The following is a 19,975-nucleotide window of genomic DNA, read 5'->3' as shown; positions in this document are numbered from 1 at the left end:
GGGGCAAAGGTTCGCTATCGTCGCGCACCATGGGTTACGAGCTGCGCGTCGAGCGTGAATCACCGCTCGCCTACGCCGAACTCGTCCGCGCGCTGTCGGGCCACTCCGACGTCGAGGTGCGCGGATCGGCCGAGGCGGGAGAGGTCGTCGCGCGGCACGGCGACGAAGGTCACCAGGTGGCCGTGTGGTCGGGCCGGCTGACCGGCTCGCCCGCCTCCGACTGGCACCTCGCCCACCTGGCGCGCGTCGCCGAGCTGCTGGGCGGGCGACTGGTCGGCGAGGACGGCGAGACCTACGGCGTCCGCGACGGAATTCTGGAGCAGGGCGACGTCGAGTTCGGCAAGGTGGAGGACCTCCTCTACGCCGGGCCGACGAGCTGGAGCCAATGAACGATCACCCGCCACCTTTCGCCGACCGGGTCCTCGACCTGGTCGACCGGATCCCGCCCGGGAGGGTCATGTCGTACGGAGACGTGGCCGAGTTCCTCGGTGAGGGCGGGCCCCGGCAGGTGGGGCGGGTGATGGCCACATGGGGCGGAGCCGTCTCATGGTGGCGAGTGATCAGAACGGATGGGAGCCCGCCGCCGGGGCTGGAGGCCGAATGTCTCCGCAGGTGGCGTGCGGAAGGAACACCGGTGAAAGGGGAACGCGCATTGATGCGTGAGGCTCGATGGGACGGAATCCCCTTTTAACCGGCATTACCATTTCTGAAACACCGGTCATCCGAAGGGTGGTGCCCCCTTATGACACCCGCTCGCCAGGGCGATTCCGTCGCCGATCGACTGCGGGCTGTCCAGGAGCTCTATGACCGGGGCGAGCCACTCGACGCCCTGGTGGAGCTCGTCCGCGCGGAGGGCCTGACGGGCGCCGAGCGCGCCCGGCTCGACGCCGAGGTGCTGGCCGGCTGCCTGGGCGCCCGGCTCGACGCCGCCGCCAAGCGCGGCCCCGCCCGCCGGGCCCAGGCCATCGAGGTGCTGCGCCCCTACCTGGCCTCCGTCGACCCCAAGGTCAAGCGCGACCTGCCGGTCGGCCGGAGGGTGGCCTTCCACCTGGTCGAGACCGCCGACGCCAAGGCGCTGGCCGACGGCGACGCGCTGGCCAAGCTGGCCGCCGCGGCCGCCGAGCCGTCCCGCCGCGTCCGCAAGGGCCTGCGCTGGTACGCCGACCTCCCCGTCGAGGTCGACGACCAGTCGCTGCTGCGCCTGCGGCCCGCCGACATGGTGCCGGTCACCCAGATCGACGACATCACCTGGGAAGGCGGCACGCTCCGCGTCACCGGCCACGCCTACCTGGCCGGGCTCTCCGTGCGGTCCCGGCGGTTCAACCGGGCCACCGTGGTGCTGCGGGGGCCGCGCTGGCTGCCGCCGGTCACGATGAAGACCACCCGCGTCTTCCGGCCCGAGGCCACCCACGACGCCAAGGAACCCGGCTGCAACTACGACTGGGCCGGCTTCCAGGCCGAGCTCAACCCGTTCTCGCTGCGCTGGCGGGCCGGGCTGCGGGCGATGGTCCGCGGCGCCAAGCGGATGATCAAGCGGCGCCACACCGTCCAGGACACCACCACCTGGCGGGCCGAGATCGTGATCTGGTCGCGGGCCGCCCGCGCCAAGGGCGTGCTGCGGGGTCCGTCCATCGGCCGGGTCGAGCGGCCCGCCGGTCTCAAGACCCGCGACCGCTGGTGGGTGCGGCCGGTCTGGACCTCCGACAAGGCGCTCCAGATCGTGCTCCAGCCCACCCGGGCCGAGCTGACCGGCGTCAAGATCGACGGCGATCAGATCGAGCTGACCGGCTTCCTGCCGGGGCGTCCCGTGGACAAGGGCAAGGCCCGCGTCGGCGGCCACCGCATGCCGGCCGAGTTCACCCCCGCCGAGGGCGGCAGCGTCTTCTCGCTCTCGCTGGGCGTGCAGACCCTGCTGACCGCCGACGCGCGGCGGCTGTGGGTCGAGCCGAAGGGCGACCCGGCGGCCTCGGTCATGCTGGAGGGCACCCCGGAGACCCGGCTGCTGCTGGGCGACCGCGAGATCACCGTCCAGGGCGACCGGCGCGACCGCGTGGTCGTCTCGGGCCACAAGGTGCTGCCGGTCATCAAGAGCATGGCCTGGCGCGACGGCGCGCTGGAGCTCAAGGGCGAATACCCGGCCGAGGCGGGCGAGCGCGACCTGGTGCTGCGGCACCGGGGCGGGCTGACCTACCGGGTGCCGCTGCGCCGCGAGGGCACCGCCTTCTCGGTGGAGTTCGCGCCCGGCGCGATGCCCCGCTTCGCCGCCACCACCGCGCTGAGCGAGGGCACCTGGACGATGTCGGTGGCCCCGCCCGGCAAGTACGGCCCCGCGATGGTCCCCGTCCGCGTCGACCACGCCGCCCTCGCCACCCTGGACGAGGAGCAGCGGACCGTCGGCGGCCGGGTCTACCGGTTCGTCGCCACCCGCTACGACGTGCCCGTCCTGGTGGCGGCCGAGGAGCGGCCCGGCGACGAGCGCAGCGCGGCCGGGGTGTGGGCGCTCAGCCGCACGTTCTACCCGGCCGAGAAGGCCAAGCCGATCCGCGAGGCCACGGTCTACGCCTCCTTCGACGGCCGGTCCTACTCCGACAACCCGCGCGCCATCTACGAGGAGCGGGTGCGCCGGGGCGACGAGGGCGAGCACATCTGGGTCGTCCGCGACGGCGCCTTCGTGCCGCCGGGCTCGGCGGAGCTGGGGCTCGGCGAGGGCATCGTGCCGACGGTCGTGCGGGAGGGCAGCCGGGAGCACTACGAGGCCCTGGCCCGCGCCCGCTACATCGTGGCCAACCAGTTCCTGCCGCAGTGGTTCCGGGCCAGGGACGACCAGGTCTACGTCCAGACCTGGCACGGCACCCCGGTCAAGCACATCGGCCGCGACCTGCCCCACATGCGGCGCGAGCCGCGCCCGCCGGTGTACGCCCGCCAGACCACCGAGGTCCGCCAGTGGGACCTGCTGATCTCGCAGTCGCCGTGGGCCTCGGGCGTCCTGCGCAAGGCGTTCGGCTACGAGGGCGAGATCCTCGAATGCGGCAACCCGCGCAACGACGTGCTGTTCGACCGCGACGCGCTGGCCCCGGCCATCCGCCGCCGCCTGGGCATCCCTGAGGGCAAGCGGGTCGTGCTGTACGCCCCGACCTTCCGTGACTGGGACCGCCGCAACGCCTCGGTCAAGCTCGACCTGGCCGACGCGCAGCGGGCGCTGGGCGACGACCACGTGATCCTGGTGCGCGGGCACATGATGCAGGCGTTCCCGCACGTCCAGTCGCTCGGCGGGTTCGCGATCGACGTGACCACCTATCCCGACATGGCCGACCTGATGCTCGTCGCCGACGTGCTGGTGACGGACTACTCGTCGTGCCTGTTCGACTTCGTGGCCACCGGACGGCCGGTCGTGCTGTTCACGCCCGACCTGGACAAGTACCGCAACAGCCGGGGTCTGTACCTCGACCTGGAGGCCCAGCGGCCCGGCCCGCGCCTGGCCAGCTCGGCCGAGGTGGTCGAGGTGCTGCGCACCATCGACTCGGTGTCGGTCCGGCTCGCCGACCGGTATCTGGCCTTCGCCCGGACGTACGCCCCGCACGACTCCGGGAAGGCGACGGCCCGCCTGGTCGACCACGTCTTCACCGGATAACGTTAAAGAAACTTTCCAGTTGCCGCCGTCACATGGTCCAATGAGGGTCGTGTGGCGGCGGCTTCTGTTGGGACTGGTGATTTCGGTGACGTCGTGCGGTTCGGGTACCCCGGCGGAACCCCAGCTCTCCCTGGTGCCCTATCCCGCCTCGGTGACCCGGCAGGGCGAAGGCTTCACCCTGGCCTCCGGCGACGTGGTGACCGCGCCGGACGCGACGATCGGCGGTTTCGTGGTCAGCGGGGTGCTGGCCGACACCGGGGTGGAGCTCGCTCTCGGCGCGGGCGGCCGGATCAAACTCGACCTCGACGCCGCCCAGGCCGGGCCTGAGGGCTATGAGCTGACCGCCGACGAGAACGGCGCGCGGATCAGCGCCGCGACCGTCGAGGGGCTGTTCCGGGGCGTGCAGACCCTCCGGCAGCTCGCCCGCGACCGGACCGTCCCGGGGGTGCGGATCTCCGACCGGCCCCGCTTCCGCTGGCGCGGCGCGATGCTCGACGTGGCCCGGCACTTCCGCCCGGTCGAGGACGTCAAGCGCTTCATCGACCTGATGGCCGCCTACAAGCTCAACGTCCTGCACCTGCACCTGACCGACGACCAGGGCTGGCGGGTCGCGATCCCCGGCCGTCCCGAGCTGACCGAGGTCGGCGGCTCGACCGAGGTGGGCGGCGGGCCCGGCGGGTTCTACACGGTCGAGCAGTACATGGACATCGCCGCGTACGCCGGGCTGCGCTTCATCACGGTCGTGCCCGAGATCGACCTGCCCGGCCACACCAACGCCGCCCTGGCCTCCCTCCCGGAGCTCAACTGCGACGGGGTGGCGCCCGAACCGTACACGGGGATCAAGGTCGGGTTCTCGGCGCTGTGCCCGGGGAAACCCGAGACGGAGCGCTTCCTCACCAAGGTGCTGACCGAGGTGGCCCTGCGCACCGTCGGGCCCTACGTGCACATCGGCGGCGACGAGGTCGAGAAGCTCAGCGACGCCGAATACGCCCAGATCGTCGAGCAGGCCGCCCACGCGGTGACCGCCAACCGCAAGCAGGTCGTCGCCTGGCAGGAGGCGGGCAAGACCGCGCTGCCGCCCGGCTCGCTGGTCCAGTACTGGCAGACCAACGGCGGCCCCGAGGACGTCGAACGCGCGGTCGCCCAGGGGGCGAGGGTCATCATGTCCCCGGCGAGCAAGGTCTACCTCGACATGAAGTACGACGACACGACCCGGATCGGCCAGACCTGGGCCGGCACCACCGAGATCGACGACGCCTACGACTGGGACCCGGCGACCCTGATCGACGGCGTCGGCGAAGACCGGATCGAGGGCGTCGAGATGGCCCTGTGGACCGAGACCGTCGTCACCCTCGACGACGTCGAGCACCTCGCCTTCCCCCGCCTCCCGGCCGTCGCCGAGGTCGCGTGGACGCCGCAGGGTGAGCGCTCGTTCGACGCGTTCGCGGCCCGTCTGGCCCCGATTGCGACCGTCTGGGACCGATGGGGGGTCGACTACCACCGTTCGCCGCGCATCACGTGGCCGTGACGTGATGAAATGACGGGTTATGAACTACCGGCTGGTGCGGCGTGGGGGCGTGGGGCGTGGGCCCGGTCCTGTGCTCGACGAGCACCAGCGGGCCGTGGTGGCACATGAGAGCGGGCCGTTGCTCGTGCTGGCCGGGCCGGGCGCCGGGAAGACGACCACCATAGTCGAGAGCGTCGTCGACCGGGTCGAGGCGCGGGGGATCGACCCCGAGCGCGTCCTCGTGCTGACCTTCAGCCGCCGCGCCGCCGGGGACCTGCGCGACCGTGTGACCGCGCGGCTGCGCCGCACCACCCGCACCCCGCTCGCGCTGACCTTCCACAGCTACGCCTTCGCCCTGCTGCGCCGCGAGGCCCTCGAAGCGGGCCAGCCGCCGCCCCGGCTGCTCACCGGCCCCGAACAGCTGCTGGAGGTGCGCCGCCTGCTCCACGGCGAGCTGGAGGACGGCGCCACGCGGTGGCCCGAGGCGATGCGCGAGTGGCTCAAGACCCGCGGGTTCGCCGAGGAGGTCCGCGACTTCCTGGCCCGCGCCCGCGAGCGCGGCCTCGACGGGCGCGCACTCGTCGAGCTGGGCCACACCCACGGGCGCTCCGACTGGGTGGCGGTGGGCCGGTTCGCCGCCCGCTACCAGGAGCGGTTCGACCTCGACCCGATCTGGACGCTCGACTACGCCGAACTGGTCAGGGAGGCCGCCGCGCTGCTGGCCGACGGTCCCGTGCGCGATCGCGAACGCTCGGCCTACGACGTGGTGTTCGTGGACGAATACCAGGACACCGACCCGGCCCAGGAGGCGCTGCTGCGCGGCCTGGCCGGAGACGGCCGCGACCTCATCGTGGTCGGCGACCCCGACCAGGCCATCTACGGCTTCCGGGGCGCCGAGGTGCAGAACATCCTCGACTTCCCCGAGCGGTTCCGGACCCTCGACGACCGGCCCGCGCCGATCGTGGCGCTGCGCACCTGCCGCCGCAGCGGCGAGGACCTGCTGGCCGCCTCCCGCCGGGTGGCCGCCCGGCTGCCGGTGCCGCGCGGCATGCGCGACGCGCCCCACCGGGACATCCACGCCGTCGAGGGGCTGGAGCCCGGGTCGGTCCGGGTCGTGATCGCCGACAGCGTCGCCCAGGAGGCCGCCGTGGTCGCCGACACGCTGCGCCGGGCGCATCTGCTCGACGGCGTGCCGTGGCAGCGGATGGCGGTGCTGGTGCGCAGCGCCACCCGGCAGGTGCCGATGCTGCGCCGGGCGCTCCAGACGGCGGGGGTGCCCGTGGTCGTCACGGGCGACGAGGGGCCGCTGATCACCGAGCCGGGCGTGCGGCCGTTCATCCTGCTGCTGAAGGCGGCGGCGCGGCCCGAGTCGCTCGACGTGGCCACCGCCGAGGAGCTGCTGACCGGCCCGCTCGGGGGCACCGACATGATCGGGGTCCGCCGGCTGCGGCGCGGGCTGCGGATCGCCGAGCACGAGGCGGGGGCCGTACCGCCGAGATCGAGTGACGAGCTGCTGGTGGCGGCGGTGCAGGACCCGCGCGAGCTGATCCTGCTGGAACCCCATGTCGCCGGTCCGGCGCAGAGGCTGGCCGACCTGCTCGCCACCGCCCGCGAGACCGTGGTCCAGGAGATGTCGGCCGAGGACGCGCTCTGGGAGGTCTGGAAGGCCAGCGGCCTGTCCGACCGCTGGACCCACTCCAGCCTCGGCGGCGGCGCGCGGGGCGGCCAGGCCGACCGCGACCTCGACGCCGTGGTGAACCTGTTCGACTACGTCGCCAAGTTCGTCGACCGGCTGCCGCAGGCCGGGGTCGAGGTGTTCGTCGACGACCTGATGGCCCAGGAGATCCCGGCCGACTCGCTGGCCGCCCAGGCGCCCGACGGCGAGGCCGTCCGCATCCTCACCGCCCACCGCTCCAAGGGCCTCGAATGGGACGTCGTCGTCGCCGCCGGGGTGCAGGAGGGCGTCTGGCCCGACCTGCGGGTGCGCGGGTCGCTGCTGGGCGTCGAGTCGCTGGTCGAGGTCTCCGGCGGGGTCGCGCTCGACGGCACCGACCAGGTCAGGGCCGCGCTCGGCGCCAAGATGCTGGCCGAGGAGCGCCGGCTGTTCTACGTCGCCGCCACCCGGGCCCGGACCAGGATCGTCGTCACCGCGGTCGGCGGCGAGGACGCCGAGGAGCGCCCCTCCCGGTTCCTCAACGAGCTCGTGCCCGGCGGCCTGGAGAACGCCACCGTCGACGACCGGGCCCGCTGGCTCAGCATGCCCGCCCTGGTGGCCGACCTGCGCGCGGCCGTCTGCGACCCGACCAGGCCCGAGCCGATGCGCCGCGCCGCCGCCCGCCACCTCGCCCGGCTCGCCGACGAGGGCGTGCCGGGGGCCGACCCCAAGACCTGGTACGCCCTCACCGAGATCTCCGACGACCGCCCTCTCGGCTGGCCCGACGGGGTGGTCCAGATCTCGCCGTCGGCGGTGGAGAAGTTCACCAAGTGCGGCCTGCGGTGGATCCTGGAGACGGCGGTCGGCACGGGCGGCGAGAGCGTCCCCCAGGTCTTCGGCAACGTCATCCACGCCATCGCCGTCCTCGCGGCCGAGGAACACTCCACCGACGAGCTGGCCAAACGGCTCGACGACGTGTGGGACGAGCTCGACTTCGGCGGCATCTGGTTCAACCGCAAGCAGCGTCACGTCGCCGAGAAGATGGTCGACCGCTTCCTCACCTGGCACCGGGAGAACCCGCGCGAGCTGGTCGGCTTCGAGGAGTCGTTCACCCAGGTGGTCTCTGACGGGGTCGTCATCAAGGGCCGGGTCGACCGGGTGGAGCGCGACGGCGACGGCCGGGCGGTCATCATCGACATCAAGACCGGCACCGCCAAGCCGCGCGACGACGAGCTCGACCGCCACCCGCAGCTCGGCGTCTACCAGCTCGCGACCGTGCTGGGCGCGTTCGAGCGCCACGGCATGACCGAGCCCGGCGGGGCCGCGCTGCTCCAGGTCGGCAAGGCGGCCGGCACGGGCCCGCTGGCCAAGGAGCAGTCGCAGATCCCGCTCCGCGACGACGTCGACCCAGAGTGGGCCAACGACCTGGTCACCACGGTCGCGGCCGGGATGTCGGCCAACCTGTTCGTGGCCAAGGTCAACGACGGCTGCCGCACCTGCGCGGCCCGGCTGTCGTGCCCGGTGAACGACGGCGGGGGCCAGGTGTGCTGAGCCCGTTCGACCTGGCGGCGACGCTGGGAGTGCCACCGCCCACCGCCGAGCAGGCCGCCGTGATCTCCGCCGACCTCGGGCCGATGGTCGTCATCGCCGGGGCCGGGTCGGGCAAGTCCGAGACCATGGCCGGGCGGGTCGTCTGGCTCGTCGCCAACGGCTTCGCCAAGCCCGAGCAGATCCTCGGCCTCACCTTCACCCGCAAGGCGGCGGCCGAGCTCGCCGAGCGCGTGCACAAGCGGCTGACGACCCTCGCCGAGAAGACCGAGACGCCGATGGACCTGGAGGTCGAGCCGACGATCTCGACCTACCACGCCTTCGCCGCCCGCCTGGTCACCGACAACGCCCTGCGCGAGGCGATGGAACCGACGATGCGCCTGGTCACCCCGGCCGTCGCCTGGCAGATGGCGGCCCGCGTGGTCGGCCAGTACGACGGCCCGATGGACCAGGTCGACCTCGGCCCCCCGAGCGTCACCGCCGCCGTGCTCGACCTGGCCGGGGAGATGGCCGAACACCTGACCACCGCCGGCGAGGTCCGCGACTACGGGAAGCGCTGGGCCGAACGGCTGGCGCTGCTCCCGGGCCGGGTCACCGCGGCCCAGCGCAAGCCGGTGCAGATCCAGGCCATGCGCGAGCAGCTGCTGCCGCTCGTTGAGGCGTACCAGCGGCTCAAGCAGGCCCGCGAGGTGATCGACTACGGCGACCAGATGGCGCTGGCCGCCCGCATCGCCTCCCGGCACGACGAGGTCGGCGAGGTCGAGCGCGAGCGCTTCACGGTCGTGCTGCTCGACGAATACCAGGACACCAGCCACGCCCAGCTCGTATTGCTGCGGTCGCTGTTCCGGGGCGGGCACCCCGTCACGGCCGTCGGCGACCCCTGCCAGTCGATCTACGGCTGGCGCGGGGCCTCGGCGGGCAACCTGTCCCGGTTCCCGCACGACTTCCCGACCGTCCAGGGGGAGCCCGCGCCGGTCCGGCAGCTGTCGATCAGCTTCCGCAACGGCGAGCGGGTCCTCGACGTCGCCGCCCGGGTCCAGACCGACCTGCGGCGGGAGACCGCCGAGGTGCCCGTGCTGACGCCGGGGGAGAACCGGGCCGACCGGGGGCGCGTGGTGGCCGCCTACCATGCCACCGCTCACGACGAGGCCGAGTGGATCGCGGAGGGCGTGCAGAGGCAGCTGGGCCTGGAGATCGCGCCCGACGGCCTTCCGTGGGGGGAGGGCGAGCGGAGCAAGCCCCGTCAGGGACCGGCGATCCAGCCCGGCGACGTGGCGATCCTGGCGCGCAAGCGCTCGCAGTTCCCCACCCTGCGCCGGGCGCTGGAGGCGCGCGGCATCCCGGTCGAGGTGGTCGGGCTCGGCGGGCTCCTCACCGTGCCCGAGGTGGCCGACATCGTCTCCACCCTCCGGGTCATGTACGACCCCACCGCCGGCGACGCCCTGATCCGGCTGCTGGCGGGGCCGCGCTGGCGCATCGGCCCGGCCGACCTGAAACAGCTCGGCGACCTGTCCCGGGAGCTCAACCGCGAGCGCGACCAGCGCGGCGGGCGGCCCAGCGACCCGCTCGACCAGGTGGTCGCCGACCTGGAGTCCGAACGCGGCAGCATCATCGACGCCCTCGACGAGCTGCCCGACCGGCCCGACTGGCTCGACCCCTTCTCCCCGCTGGCCCGCGAGCGGCTGCCGGTGCTCGCCCTGGAGCTGCGGACCCTGCGCTCCCACGCCGGGCTGCCGCTGCCCGACCTGATCTCCGAGGTCGAACGCCGGACCGGCCTCGACGTCGAGGTGGCCTCCCGGGGCGGCAGCCCGCTGGCCGCCCGCGCCGACCTCGACGCCTTCCTCGACGCGGCGGCCCGGTTCGCCGGCGACGCGGAGGACCCGACGCTCGGGGCGTTCCTGGCCTATCTCAAGGCCGCCGAGACCGAGGAGTTCGGCCTGGAAGGCGGCCGGGTGGGCGAGACCAACAGCGTCAAGCTGATGACCGTGCACGCCTCCAAGGGCCTCGAATGGCCGATCGTGATCGTGCCCGGCCTGTCGGAGGTGACCACGGCGGCCGGCGGGCTGGCCCGGGGCAGCATCTTCCCGGCGACCCCGGTGACCAACTCGCGGTGGACCGACAACCCGCGCAAACTGCCCTACGCGCTGCGGGGCGACGCCCGCGACCTGCCCGCCCTCGAAGGGCTGGCCAAGGAGGACCTGGCCGCCTTCGACGAGGCCTGCCGGGAGCGTGACCTGCGGGAGGAACGCCGGCTGGCCTACGTGGCGGTGACCAGGGCGCACTACCTGCTGATCGCCTCGGGCTACCGGTGGGGGACCGCGTCCCGGCCGCTGGAGCCGTCGCGGTTCCTGCTGGAGGTGCGCGACACCGCGTCCACGGTCCCGGTCTGGACCGAGGACGACGCCGTGGAGAACCCACTGCTGGCCGAGCCCGCCACCGCCGACTGGCCCTCGGTGGCCGTCCGCGACGGGATCGCCGAAGGGGCCAGGTTCATCCGGGAGGCCCTCGACGGGCTCGACGAGGAGGGCGTCGGCGAACTGCGCCAGTGGGAGCAGGAGCGCATGCAGTCGTGGGCGCGCGACACGACGCTGCTGCTGCGCGAGCGCGACCGCCGCCGGGAGGGCAACCTCGTCGAACTGCCGCTGCGCCTGTCGGTCTCCTCGCTGGTGTCGCTGGCCAAGGACCCCTCCGCGTACGCCCGGGAGGTCCGCCGCCCGCTGCCGCACAAGCCCGCGCCGCTGGCCCGGCGGGGCACCTCCTTCCACCGCTGGCTGGAGACCCGGTGGGGCCAGCAGCGGCTCATCGACGAACTCGACCTGCCCGGCGCGGCCGACGAGGTCAACGAGGCCGACAACCAGCTCCGCGAACTCCAGGAGCGGTTCGAGGAGAGCGAGTGGGCCGACCGCACGCCCGTCGACCTGGAGGTCCCGTTCGAGACCGTGATCGCCGACCGGCTGGTCCGGGGACGCATGGACGCCGTCTTCCCGTGGCGGGACGGCGGCTACGTGGTCGTCGACTGGAAGACCGGGCACCGGCCGCGCAACTCCGCCGCCGCCCGCATCCAGGCCATCCAGCTCGCGGCCTACCGGCTGGCCTGGTCGAAGCTGGCCGAGGTGCCGGTGACGCGGGTCGGCGCGGCCTTCCACTACGTGCTGGAGAACCGCACCGTCCGGCCGGTCGACCTCATGGACCTCGACGACCTGACGGCGCTGATCTACGGCATCCCCGAGACGTAGTGGAACTCCGGCTTCGGGTGCATCAGGAAGTCGTGGTGGGAGATGTTGTACGCGTAGGCCCCCGCCATCGCGAAGGCCACGACGTCACCCGGCCGCAGCGCGGCCCTGACCCGGCGGGCGAAGACGTCCTTCGGGGTGCAGAGCTGGCCGACGAGGGTGATCTCCTCGTCCTGGCCCGCTGAGCCGAAGACCGTGAAGGGCTGGTCGTGGCCCTTGGTCACCGGGGTGCGGAGATGGTGGGTGCCGCCGGTGAGGACGGCGAACAGCTCGCCGTGGACGCGCTTCACGTCGAGGACCTTCGTCAGGTACCAGCCGCAGTAGGCGGTCATGGCCCGGCCGGGCTCGATCCTGATCACCGGCCTGCCCAGACCGCGCAGGCCCTCGCCGTAGGTCTCCCAGTCGAAGACGTTCGCCGGATCGGTGTAGTCGACGGCCATCCCGCCCCCGACGCACATCTCCTCGCCGGGAAGGGCGTGGTCGGCGATCGTCTTGGCCAGGCCGAGGAGGGCGGGGGCGTCGAGGCCGCTGGCGAGGTGGGCGTGGATGCCCCTGATCCGGAAATCTCCGGACCTGTTCCTGCACTCGGCCACCATCTCCGGGTCCATCCCGAACGGCCCGCTCATCGCCAGCGCGGCGCCCTCCGAGGCCACCCGGAGATTCACCCGCAGCAGCACGTCCCCGGTGAGCAGGTCGAGCTCCCGGGGGCTCTCCACATGGAACCGGTAGGGCCTGCGGGCCAGGTCGGCGGCGGTCTTCCCCGGCCCGCCGAAGGCCAGCCGCCTGCCCGGGAACAGCGCCGAGACGTGGTCGAACTCGCCGCCCGACGACACCTCGAACCCGTCGACGTGGGGCGCGAGGGTCCGCAGGACCGCCGGGTCGGGGTTGGCCTTGACGGCGTAGTAGACCTCGGTCCCGCGCATGGCCTCCCGGACCCGGGCGGCGTGCGCGTCGAGCGCGGCGAGGTCGTACACGTAGGCCGGGACGTCACCCAGACGCCCGGCGATCTCCCGGAGCTCGGCGGTCACGCGACCACCAGCGGGTTCGCCACCGGCACGTACGTCGCCGCCCGATCGGCCCGCCGCGCCCACCGCACGGTCAGGTTGGCCTTGGCCGGCAGCGGCACCCCCGACATGAGCCGCCGGAGGGGTTCCGGCCACCCGATCGAGTCGCCGTAGGCGGAGATCTCCTCCGCCGCCACGCCCCACAACGTCTCCAGCGGCGCCCCCAGCGAGGCCGCGATCTCGGCCAGATGGTTGACGACCAGGCAGTAGACCACCCGGTCCCATCCCTTCTCCGGCGTGTACGTCATCGCCGCCGCCACCTCCCCGGGCACCCCCGCCAGGTCGTGCCCGACGAGCTTGGTCCCCTCCAGGTCCCGGAACACCGCCTGCACCGGCCACCCGGCCGGGTCGAGCCCGACGAGCACGTTCTGCAGATGCGGCTCCAGCACCACCCCGTGCCGGAAGTAGGCCTCCAGCACCGGCAGCGCGACCACCTCGACGTAGGCCCGCCACCACGACACGGGGTCGCCGCCCCCGATGTCGCGCAGCGCCAGCGCCCCCGCGAGCACCGGCGTCACCCCCGGCCCGCACCGCCCGTGAGGGCTGCACCGCACCAGCACCCCGAGCCCTTCGAGCATCTCCCTGCCGAGGTCGACGCTCCGGTAGCCGGGCTCCGGCAGCCACCGGGTCCCCGGGAACCGCTCGGTGAGGGCGGCGAAGACCGGCGCCAGCCGCCGTGACAGCTCGACCGCGCCCGACAGCTCGTACCAGGCGTTCTTCCGCACGCAGTTGGTGATCCGCACGTCGAGGGAGAACTTGAGGCACTTGTCGAGCAGCGGGTCGTAGACGGTCCGCACCGACGACGTCGGCAGCACCTCGTGGTCGGCCCACCCCAGGTCGAGCAGCCCCGAATCGCCGAGGGGCGGCTGGATCAGCTCGTACTGCCAGGGATGCACCGGCAGCAGCCGGTAGCCCGGCGGCACCTCCGCCGGGATCCGGTCGACGGCGCTCACGTCGCCCTCTTCGACGACCAGGTCCTCGCGGACCGCCAGCAGCCGCAGCGGGAAGGTGGCGTGCGCCTCGGGCGCGTAGTCGATCCAGTCGCCCTTGACCGCCTCCCGCGCCTTGGGCGCCGGGTGGAACGGGTGCCCGAACACGAGTTCCTGCTCGGAGGCCATCCACGGGTCGGCGGGCGGCTTCGCGTGGGCCCGCGCCGCCAGCACCCGCTCGATGACCTTCCGGCTCCCGGTCACCTGCTCGGCGAACTCCCCGTTGACGCCCGGGAGCTCCCGCCCGATCAGCTCCACCAGATCGGCCGACGTCAGCGGCTCCCACGCCGAACCGGTCAGGCGCTGCGGGCCGCTGAGGCGGACGGCCGTCCCGCCGCCGGTCAGCGCCCTGAGCCACACCCCGCCGACCCGCACCATCGTGTACGCCCCCGCCGGGAACGCCTGGCCGGGCAACTCGCGGACGCAGCACCGGAACAGAGCCGCGACGGTGGCGCGCTCCGCGACGTCTATGTACATGGGCCGGGGGACCCCCTTCTCTGATCGACGGGGCGGAGATAGTTCGGGCCGCTGGTCCCGTAGAACTTGTTGATGTCCTTGGCCCCCGACCGGGCCTTGGAGACCAGGCTCCCGGCGGTGACCATGCTCTTGCCGACCAGCCGGGCGGCCTCCAGGGTGCGGTTGCGCAGCAGCCGGGCCATCGGGTGGTCGCCGTAGGCCGCCAGCGTCTCGGCCAGCACGGCCCTGACCAGGCCGGGCCGCAGGGTCACCGCGGCGGCGGCGAGATGCAGGGTGATCGTGACGAACACGTCGGCCAGCGCGTGGGGGTCGCCGGTGAGCATGCGCTCGTCGGCGAAGGCGGGCACGTCGATCCCGGCGGCGGCCAGGTGGTCGGGGGAGGCCAGCAGCCCGTCGTTGTCCTTGACCAGCAGCCGCATGGGCCCGTCGCCGAAGACCAGCGCGAGGTTCTGCTGGTGCGCCTCCAATGCGACGCCGTAGCGGACGAACAGGGCGACGTTCCAGCTCAGCAGCGCCCGGAGGTAGTCGGTGAGGAGCGCCTCGGCGTCGCCCCGGTAGTGGCGGTCGGCCAGCGCTTCGGCGACGCCCGGCACGGTCAGCGCGGCCACCGACACGATCTCGCCCTCGGGCAGCCGCCGGGCCATCCAGGCCAGGAACTCATCGCCCGAATGGGCGAACTCCTGCTCCCCGGCCAGGCACACCCGCATCCCCGGATGCCGGTCGAGGACCTCGGCGAGCAGCCGTTCGGCACGGGCGCCGTCGTCGAGCACACCCGGCTTGATCGACCGCCGGTTGCGCGCGCCGAGCGTCGCGGTGGCGAGCGGCATCTTCAGGTGGGTGCGCGGCGCGACCTCGACGGTCCGCATCGACAGCGTGGGGCGTACCGGCAGGAAGTCCAGCGGCGCGACCACGGCGTTCACGCGCGGCAGCGACAGCGGATGCACCGGGAAGAGGCGATGGGTCGCGGCCAGGCCGGGCGGCAGCCCGACGGCGGCGAACGAGGGGAAGAACTCCGGAACGGGCCCCGCTCCTGGCACGGCCGCCCAGCGCAGGGTGAAGCGCGGCGCGAACTCGGGCGCGTAGGCGAGCAGCTCCTCCTCGCTCAGCCCGTGGCGGCAGCGCGCGGTCGGGTAGATCGGGTGGTCGGTGAACGCGGCCAGTACCTCGTAGCGGATCTGCCCGAGCTCGGGCAGCCGGTCCTCCACCGACGCGCGGTGGCGGTCGAGCAGCTCCAGGCCGGTCAGCGTCTGGCGGCACTCCTCACGGAAGGCCGCCACCCCCTCGGCGTCGGCCGGGTCGGCGATCCGGCCCAGCGTCGCCAGCACCTCGCGCAGCCGCAGCCGCTCGCCCGGCGCGACGGTGAAGTCCTGGAACAGCCCGTCGAGGCCACCGGAGGGGAACCCCGGCGCGAGCCGCACCCGGCGGGAGGCCGACAGCGGCACGTAGGCGCCCGCCTTGTCCCAGCTCAACCGGCCCGCGAGACCTCCCACGTTCTCCCGGACGAGAGCGTTGAGCACCCGCGCCGCCAGGTAGGTCTCCCGCCCCACCCGCACCGCAGTGGCGTTCGTCACGCGACCACCCAGGGGTGGGCGTCCAGGAAGGCCTTGGCCGCCGCGTCGACGGCGCCGGGATCGGGCCCGACCGCGCGCAGCAGCGCCAGGTAGTCGCGGTTGGTGTGGGTCACCGAGACCGGCTGCCCGGCCTCCTTCAGCGGCAGGTGCCAGAGCCGCACGTCCTCGTGGGACCCGGTGAGCTCCCGGGGCGCCTTCATGATCGTGCCCGACCGGGTGGCCAGCACGCTGATCGTGGCGGCGTGCCCGGTCACCTGTGGCACCTCGGGGGCGGGTTCGCCGGCGTGCACCCGCAGGATCCACTCGAACAGCGGCACGTCGAGGTGGTCGGCCAGCAGCAGGTCGCAGTTGTCGCCGATGACCCGGTAGTTGACCTCGACGATCCTCGGCCCCTCGTCGGTCAGGACGTATTCGGTGTGACAGGCGCCGAATCCGACGTTCATGGCGTCGAGCCGGGCCAGCACCTCGGCGGCCCCCGGCAGGTCCGGCGACCAGTCGAGCCGCTCCTCCACGAAGTGGGGCAGCGGGCCGAGGGTGGTGCGGAACCCGCCGAGGATCCTGGTCGTCCGCCCGTCGCCCAGCGTCTCAAGGGTCATCAGCGGCCCGTCGAGGTACTCCTCCGCGACCAGCACGGCCCCCGGCCGCCGGGTCCAGATGTCCTCGGCCTTCTCGCGGAGGCCCTCCCTGACCAGCACGACGTCCTCGCTGGCCACCCCCTCGCGCGGTTTCAGCACGACGGGGAGGTCCACGTCGGGCAGCGGTTCGCCCGGCACCAGCCGGGCCGAGCGCACGTCGCCGAGCGCGCGCCGGGTGAGCGCCTTGTTCTTGGCGGTCAGGCAGGCCCGCCAGTCCTTGCCCGGCAGGCCGAAGTAGTCGGCGGCCAGAGCGGTCTCGACCTGGAGGTGGTCGGAGTTGGAGAAGATCACGTCCGGCCGGTGGTGGCGCGCGATCACGTCGATGACGGTCTTCGGGTCACGGACGTCGGTGTCGATCACGTCGTACCCGGGATAGGAGCCGGGGTGGTCGGTCAGGACGGTGATCTCCCAGCCGAGGGCCTTGGCGGCGGGCAGGAATCCCCGCGAGACCGAGTCGGTGGGGTTGAGCGAAGTGAGGTACAGCCGCAAGTGCATCCCCTGAGGTAAGGCTTACCTAACCTCTAGAACTGTACTGGGGTACAGCCGTCGGCGTGCGGCAATACGCAAGGATATCCCTGTGGACATCACCGAGGGGCTCTTGGGCCCCCTGCTGCTCAGCCGAAGCACCATCGACCGATCCGCCCAGCTCCGGCACGACCCCGCCTGGCTCGACCGGGTGTGGAGTGATCCGTCCACCCGGGTCCTGGTGATCTCCGACGGTCAGACGATGATCAAGCGGAGCGGCGACGAGGCCACGATCGTCCTGCTCCCGACCGACCGGGCCCCCGAGGGCCGGCGCCACCTGCTGGGCGTCGCCGACGGGGTCGCCTACTTCTCCGTCTCGGCGCAGCTGCCCGCCGACGCCGACGCGGCCGGCCTGCGCGAGGCCGGTTCCCTGCTCGACGACCGTGACGCCGGCCTGTTCGTCTACGCCGTGGCGCTGGAGGCGTGGCACTCGACCCACCGCTTCTGCCCGCGGTGCGGCGCCGAGACGACGGTCACCCAGGGCGGCCACGTCCGCGTCTGCCCCAACGACGGCAGCCAGCACTTCCCCCGCGTCGACCCCGCCGTGATCATGCTGATCCGCGACCACGACGACCGGATCCTGCTGGCCCGCGGCCCGCAGTGGCCCGAGGGCCGCATGTCGGTCCTGGCCGGTTTCGTCGAGCCGGGGGAGTCCCTGGAGGCGGCCCTGGCCCGGGAGGTCTTCGAGGAAGTGGGCGTACGGGTGGCCGACCCCCGCTACCTCGGCAGCCAGCCGTGGCCGTTCCCGAGGAGCCTGATGCTGGGCTTCTTCGCCCGCGCCCTCGACAGCGAGCTGACCCTCGACCCGAAGGAGATCGCCGAGGCCCGCTGGTTCACCCGCGAGGAGATGCGCGTCGCCATGGCCACCGGCGAGCTCCGCATCCCGCCCCCCGTCTCCATCGCCAGACGCCTGATCGAGACCTGGTACGGCTCGGCGATCGACGGCGAGGGGACCTGGAGCCGCTGACCCGTCACCCGGTGACGGCGCGGGCGAGCAGCACCCCGCACACCCCGGCCCCCAGCCCGCCCGCGACGCTCGCCACGACGTTGGCCGCGGCTGCGAACCGCGCCCCTTCCTGGACCAGCCGCAGCGTCTCGTAGCTGAACGTCGAATAGGTGGTGAGGGCCCCGCAGAAGCCGATCCCGGCCAGCGCCCTCACCGCGCCGTCGGCGGGCAGCGCGACCAGGAAGCCGAGCAGGGCCGACCCGGCCAGGTTGACTCCGAACGTCCCCCACGGGAACACGCTGTCGTGGCGCGACTGGATGTACCGGTCGGTCAGGTAACGCAGCGGCGCGCCGACCGCCGCCCCCGCCGCCACCAGCAGCGCGGTCAGCAGACCGGTCACCGGGCTCTCCCCCCGAGCCGCCGGGTCGCCGCCGCGCCCGCCCACACGGCGGCCAGCGCCAGCAGCGGCGTGACCAGCAGGTAGATCAGCGCCTCCCGGGGCGCGCCGCCGTCGAACAGCAGGCCGACGTCGGCGATGTAGGTCGAGAACGTGGTGTAGCCGCCCAGCACGCCGACCCCCAGCAGCGGGCGCACCCACGGGGGCGCGGACCAGATCTCGGTGATCGCCACCATGAGCACGCCGATCAGCAGGCATCCGGTGACGTTGATCGCGAGGGTCGTCCACGGGAAACCGGGGGCGCTCGGGAAGAGCACCCCCAGTCCGTAGCGGACCAGAGACCCCGCGACCCCACCGGCCGAGATCGCCCCGATCGTCGGCCAGGACAGCTCGCTCCGCTGAGCGGGCACATGGAGATCGACGTCGGGGTCGACCGGTTCGCGCATCGGTCGTCGAGAGGCGACTAGATCGACTGGCCCAGCGACTCGAGACGGCGCTTGACCTCGATCACCGAGGGGTTGGTCGCCGCGCTGCCGTCCGGGAAGACCACGGTCGGGACGACGCGGTTGCCCTTGTTGACGCTCTCCACGAACGAGGCCGCCTGGGGATCGGCTTCGACGTCGACCTCCCGGTAGGCGATGCCCTCGCGGGTGAGCTGGCTCTTGAGCCGCTTGCATGGGCCACACCACGTGGTGGTGTATACCGTGAGCGCCATTGTCGTCCCTTTCTGTCGGCAGACATTGCCAACACAACGGATGGCACTCATCTTCCCACTAGTACGCCAGATGTCCGATGACCCACGTCTGGATCGTCTCGGCCACACCGGGCTCCCGGAAGAGCGGCGAGCTGTGGTAGTGGCCAGGGTACTTCCGGACCGACATGTTCACCCCGTAGGGCGCCAGCGACTCGCGCAGCAGTTCGCTCTGGTAGGGCGGCACGAACTCCCTGGTCGAGTGGACGCTGAGCATCGGCGCGTCACCCGCGGAGGCGTGGAACGGCACCTCCATGCTCGACCAGACGCGCGGGCACCGGGTGGGGCGGCAGCCTCCGGCCAGCGCCACGGCGGCCTGGCGGAGCTTGCGCTGCTCGTGGGTGGCGTCGGCGCCGCCGTCGGCGTAGGCGCTCAGCGGGGAGATGACCGGCGAGACGCCGACGACCGCGCGTAACCCGGGCAGGCCGTCGCCGTAGGTGCCCACCGACGCGGCGATGTGGCCCCCGGCCGAGAAGCCGATGATGGCGTAGCGGTCGGCGTCGAGGCCGAACTGGCCCGCCATCAGGCGCGCGGTGGCGATCGCGTCGAGCGCGTCGTCGCGCTGCGCCGGCCACCTCGCGTCACCCGACAGGCGGTAGTTGATGTTGACCACGACGTAGCCGAGGTCGAAGTAGCTGCGGGTGACGGCCTTCATGTAGGCCTTGTCGCCGCCCGACCACCAGCCGCCGTGGATCATGAACACGACGGGGCGGGTCAGCGGGTCGTTGGCGCGCCAGTAGACGTCCATCCGCTGCTTGACGTGCCTGCCGTACTTGACGAGCGTCTTGCGCTCCTGCACCGGCGGCGGCGTCGAGGTCGTGCTCGGCGAGGGCGACGGGGCCGTCGACGACGACGGGCTCGGCGTCGGCGAGACCGAGGCCGTCGGCTGCGGGCTGACGGTGGTCGCGTGGGCGCTCACCGGAACGCTGAGACCAAGGGCGGCGAGTGCGAGCGCACCGGCGACGGCCGCTTTCTTCAACGGTCTGAAACCTCCCCGCGCGCGCCCCGTCGTGCCCGCCGGGAACGCTCCCTCTTTGCCTGTGGCAG

The 19,975-nt window shown here is 73.0% G+C and carries 15 protein-coding genes; 7 read left to right on the top strand and 8 right to left on the bottom strand.

The genetic code is table 11. The features are described from left to right. The first annotated feature begins 29 nt into the window (after positions 1–29). The 6 genes from AW270_RS31560 (at position 30) to AW270_RS31540 (ending at position 11,576) form a co-directional block, all read left to right on the top strand. On the top strand, positions 30–389 hold the full coding sequence (locus AW270_RS31560) for a hypothetical protein (RefSeq protein WP_061299780.1): 360 nt from the start codon (positions 30–32) through the stop codon (positions 387–389). Beyond that, positions 386–691 (top strand): MGMT family protein, encoded by a 306-nt coding sequence (locus AW270_RS38130; RefSeq protein WP_082801972.1) that lies wholly within the window; start codon positions 386–388, stop codon positions 689–691. Before AW270_RS31560 ends, AW270_RS38130 begins: the two co-directional genes overlap by 4 nt. 51 nt (positions 692–742) lie before the next feature. Next, entirely contained in the window at positions 743–3,631 is a 2,889-nt protein-coding gene (locus tag AW270_RS31555; RefSeq protein ID WP_061299779.1) for a CDP-glycerol glycerophosphotransferase family protein, read from the top strand. A gap of 76 nt (positions 3,632–3,707) precedes the next feature. After that, complete coding sequence (locus AW270_RS31550) at positions 3,708–5,159, top strand: beta-N-acetylhexosaminidase (protein WP_061299778.1); 1,452 nt, start codon at positions 3,708–3,710, stop codon at positions 5,157–5,159. Positions 5,160–5,178: 19 nt separating this feature from the next. Further along, positions 5,179–8,343 carry an ATP-dependent helicase gene (locus AW270_RS31545; RefSeq protein WP_061299777.1) on the top strand — a complete coding sequence of 1,055 codons (3,165 nt, stop codon included), beginning with the start codon at positions 5,179–5,181 and terminating at the stop codon, positions 8,341–8,343. Beyond that, entirely contained in the window at positions 8,337–11,576 is a 3,240-nt protein-coding gene (locus AW270_RS31540; RefSeq protein ID WP_061299776.1) for an ATP-dependent helicase, read from the top strand. Before AW270_RS31545 ends, AW270_RS31540 begins: the two co-directional genes overlap by 7 nt. Here AW270_RS31540 and AW270_RS31535 read toward each other — a convergent pair. From AW270_RS31535 to AW270_RS31520, 4 genes are read right to left on the bottom strand one after another with little or no spacing between them, the layout of a single operon-like run. Beyond that, positions 11,555–12,601, bottom strand: a complete 1,047-nt coding sequence (locus AW270_RS31535) for a type III PLP-dependent enzyme domain-containing protein (protein WP_061299775.1) — start codon at positions 12,599–12,601, stop codon at positions 11,555–11,557. The genes AW270_RS31540 and AW270_RS31535 overlap by 22 nt on opposite strands. Continuing rightward, a complete protein-coding gene (locus AW270_RS41545; protein WP_061299774.1) occupies positions 12,598–14,103 on the bottom strand; it encodes an IucA/IucC family protein in 1,506 nt (501 codons plus the stop codon). The genes AW270_RS31535 and AW270_RS41545 overlap by 4 nt, the downstream gene beginning before the upstream one ends. Continuing rightward, positions 14,094–15,674 (bottom strand): IucA/IucC family protein, encoded by a 1,581-nt coding sequence (locus AW270_RS31525; protein WP_063819407.1) that lies wholly within the window; start codon positions 15,672–15,674, stop codon positions 14,094–14,096. Before AW270_RS31525 ends, AW270_RS41545 begins: the two co-directional genes overlap by 10 nt. After that, positions 15,671–16,804: an ATP-grasp domain-containing protein gene (locus AW270_RS31520; protein ID WP_245674950.1), complete on the bottom strand. Its 1,134-nt coding sequence runs from the start codon at positions 16,802–16,804 to the stop codon at positions 15,671–15,673. Before AW270_RS31520 ends, AW270_RS31525 begins: the two co-directional genes overlap by 4 nt. Before the next feature lie 76 nt (positions 16,805–16,880). Here AW270_RS31520 and nudC point away from each other — a divergent pair, with 76 nt between their 5' ends. Next, complete coding sequence (gene nudC / locus AW270_RS31515) at positions 16,881–17,801, top strand: NAD(+) diphosphatase (RefSeq protein WP_439649091.1); 921 nt, start codon at positions 16,881–16,883, stop codon at positions 17,799–17,801. Between the two features lie 4 nt (positions 17,802–17,805). Here the strand turns inward: nudC and crcB are convergent, their stop codons facing one another. Genes crcB through AW270_RS31495 form a run of 4 tightly spaced genes read right to left on the bottom strand, consistent with a single transcriptional unit; the run spans position 17,806 to position 19,907 of the window. Then, positions 17,806–18,168 carry a fluoride efflux transporter CrcB gene (crcB, locus tag AW270_RS31510; protein ID WP_061299873.1) on the bottom strand — a complete coding sequence of 121 codons (363 nt, stop codon included), beginning with the start codon at positions 18,166–18,168 and terminating at the stop codon, positions 17,806–17,808. A gap of 8 nt (positions 18,169–18,176) precedes the next feature. Continuing rightward, positions 18,177–18,623: a fluoride efflux transporter FluC gene (locus tag AW270_RS31505; RefSeq protein WP_061299772.1), complete on the bottom strand. Its 447-nt coding sequence runs from the start codon at positions 18,621–18,623 to the stop codon at positions 18,177–18,179. A gap of 17 nt (positions 18,624–18,640) precedes the next feature. After that, the gene (locus AW270_RS31500) at positions 18,641–18,892 is read right to left on the bottom strand and encodes a mycoredoxin (protein WP_082801969.1); all 252 of its coding nucleotides are present in this window, start codon (positions 18,890–18,892) and stop codon (positions 18,641–18,643) included. Between the two features lie 58 nt (positions 18,893–18,950). Continuing rightward, on the bottom strand, positions 18,951–19,907 hold the full coding sequence (locus AW270_RS31495; protein ID WP_061299770.1) for an alpha/beta hydrolase: 957 nt from the start codon (positions 19,905–19,907) through the stop codon (positions 18,951–18,953). Positions 19,908–19,975 lie beyond the last annotated feature (68 nt).

It is taken from the genome of Herbidospora cretacea, from assembly GCF_001570605.1.
Lineage (GTDB): Bacteria > Actinomycetota > Actinomycetes > Streptosporangiales > Streptosporangiaceae > Herbidospora > Herbidospora cretacea.
Note: the sequence above shows the minus strand (reverse complement) of the source record. Positions and strands in the feature narration are given on the sequence as shown.

Excerpts from the sequence above, each read along its gene's own strand:
- AW270_RS31555 (WP_061299779.1), top strand. The coding sequence starts at position 743 with ATGACACCCGCTCGCCAGGGCGATTCCGTCGCCGATCGACTGCGGGCT.
- AW270_RS38130 (WP_082801972.1), top strand. The coding sequence starts at position 386 with ATGAACGATCACCCGCCACCTTTCGCCGACCGGGTCCTCGACCTGGTC.
- AW270_RS41545 (WP_061299774.1), bottom strand. The coding sequence starts at position 14,103 with ATGTACATAGACGTCGCGGAGCGCGCCACCGTCGCGGCTCTGTTCCGG.
- AW270_RS31500 (WP_082801969.1), bottom strand. The coding sequence starts at position 18,892 with ATGGCGCTCACGGTATACACCACCACGTGGTGTGGCCCATGCAAGCGG.
- AW270_RS31520 (WP_245674950.1), bottom strand. The coding sequence starts at position 16,804 with ATGCACTTGCGGCTGTACCTCACTTCGCTCAACCCCACCGACTCGGTC.
- AW270_RS31505 (WP_061299772.1), bottom strand. The coding sequence starts at position 18,623 with ATGCGCGAACCGGTCGACCCCGACGTCGATCTCCATGTGCCCGCTCAG.
- AW270_RS31560 (WP_061299780.1), top strand. The coding sequence starts at position 30 with ATGGGTTACGAGCTGCGCGTCGAGCGTGAATCACCGCTCGCCTACGCC.
- AW270_RS31545 (WP_061299777.1), top strand. The coding sequence starts at position 5,179 with ATGAACTACCGGCTGGTGCGGCGTGGGGGCGTGGGGCGTGGGCCCGGT.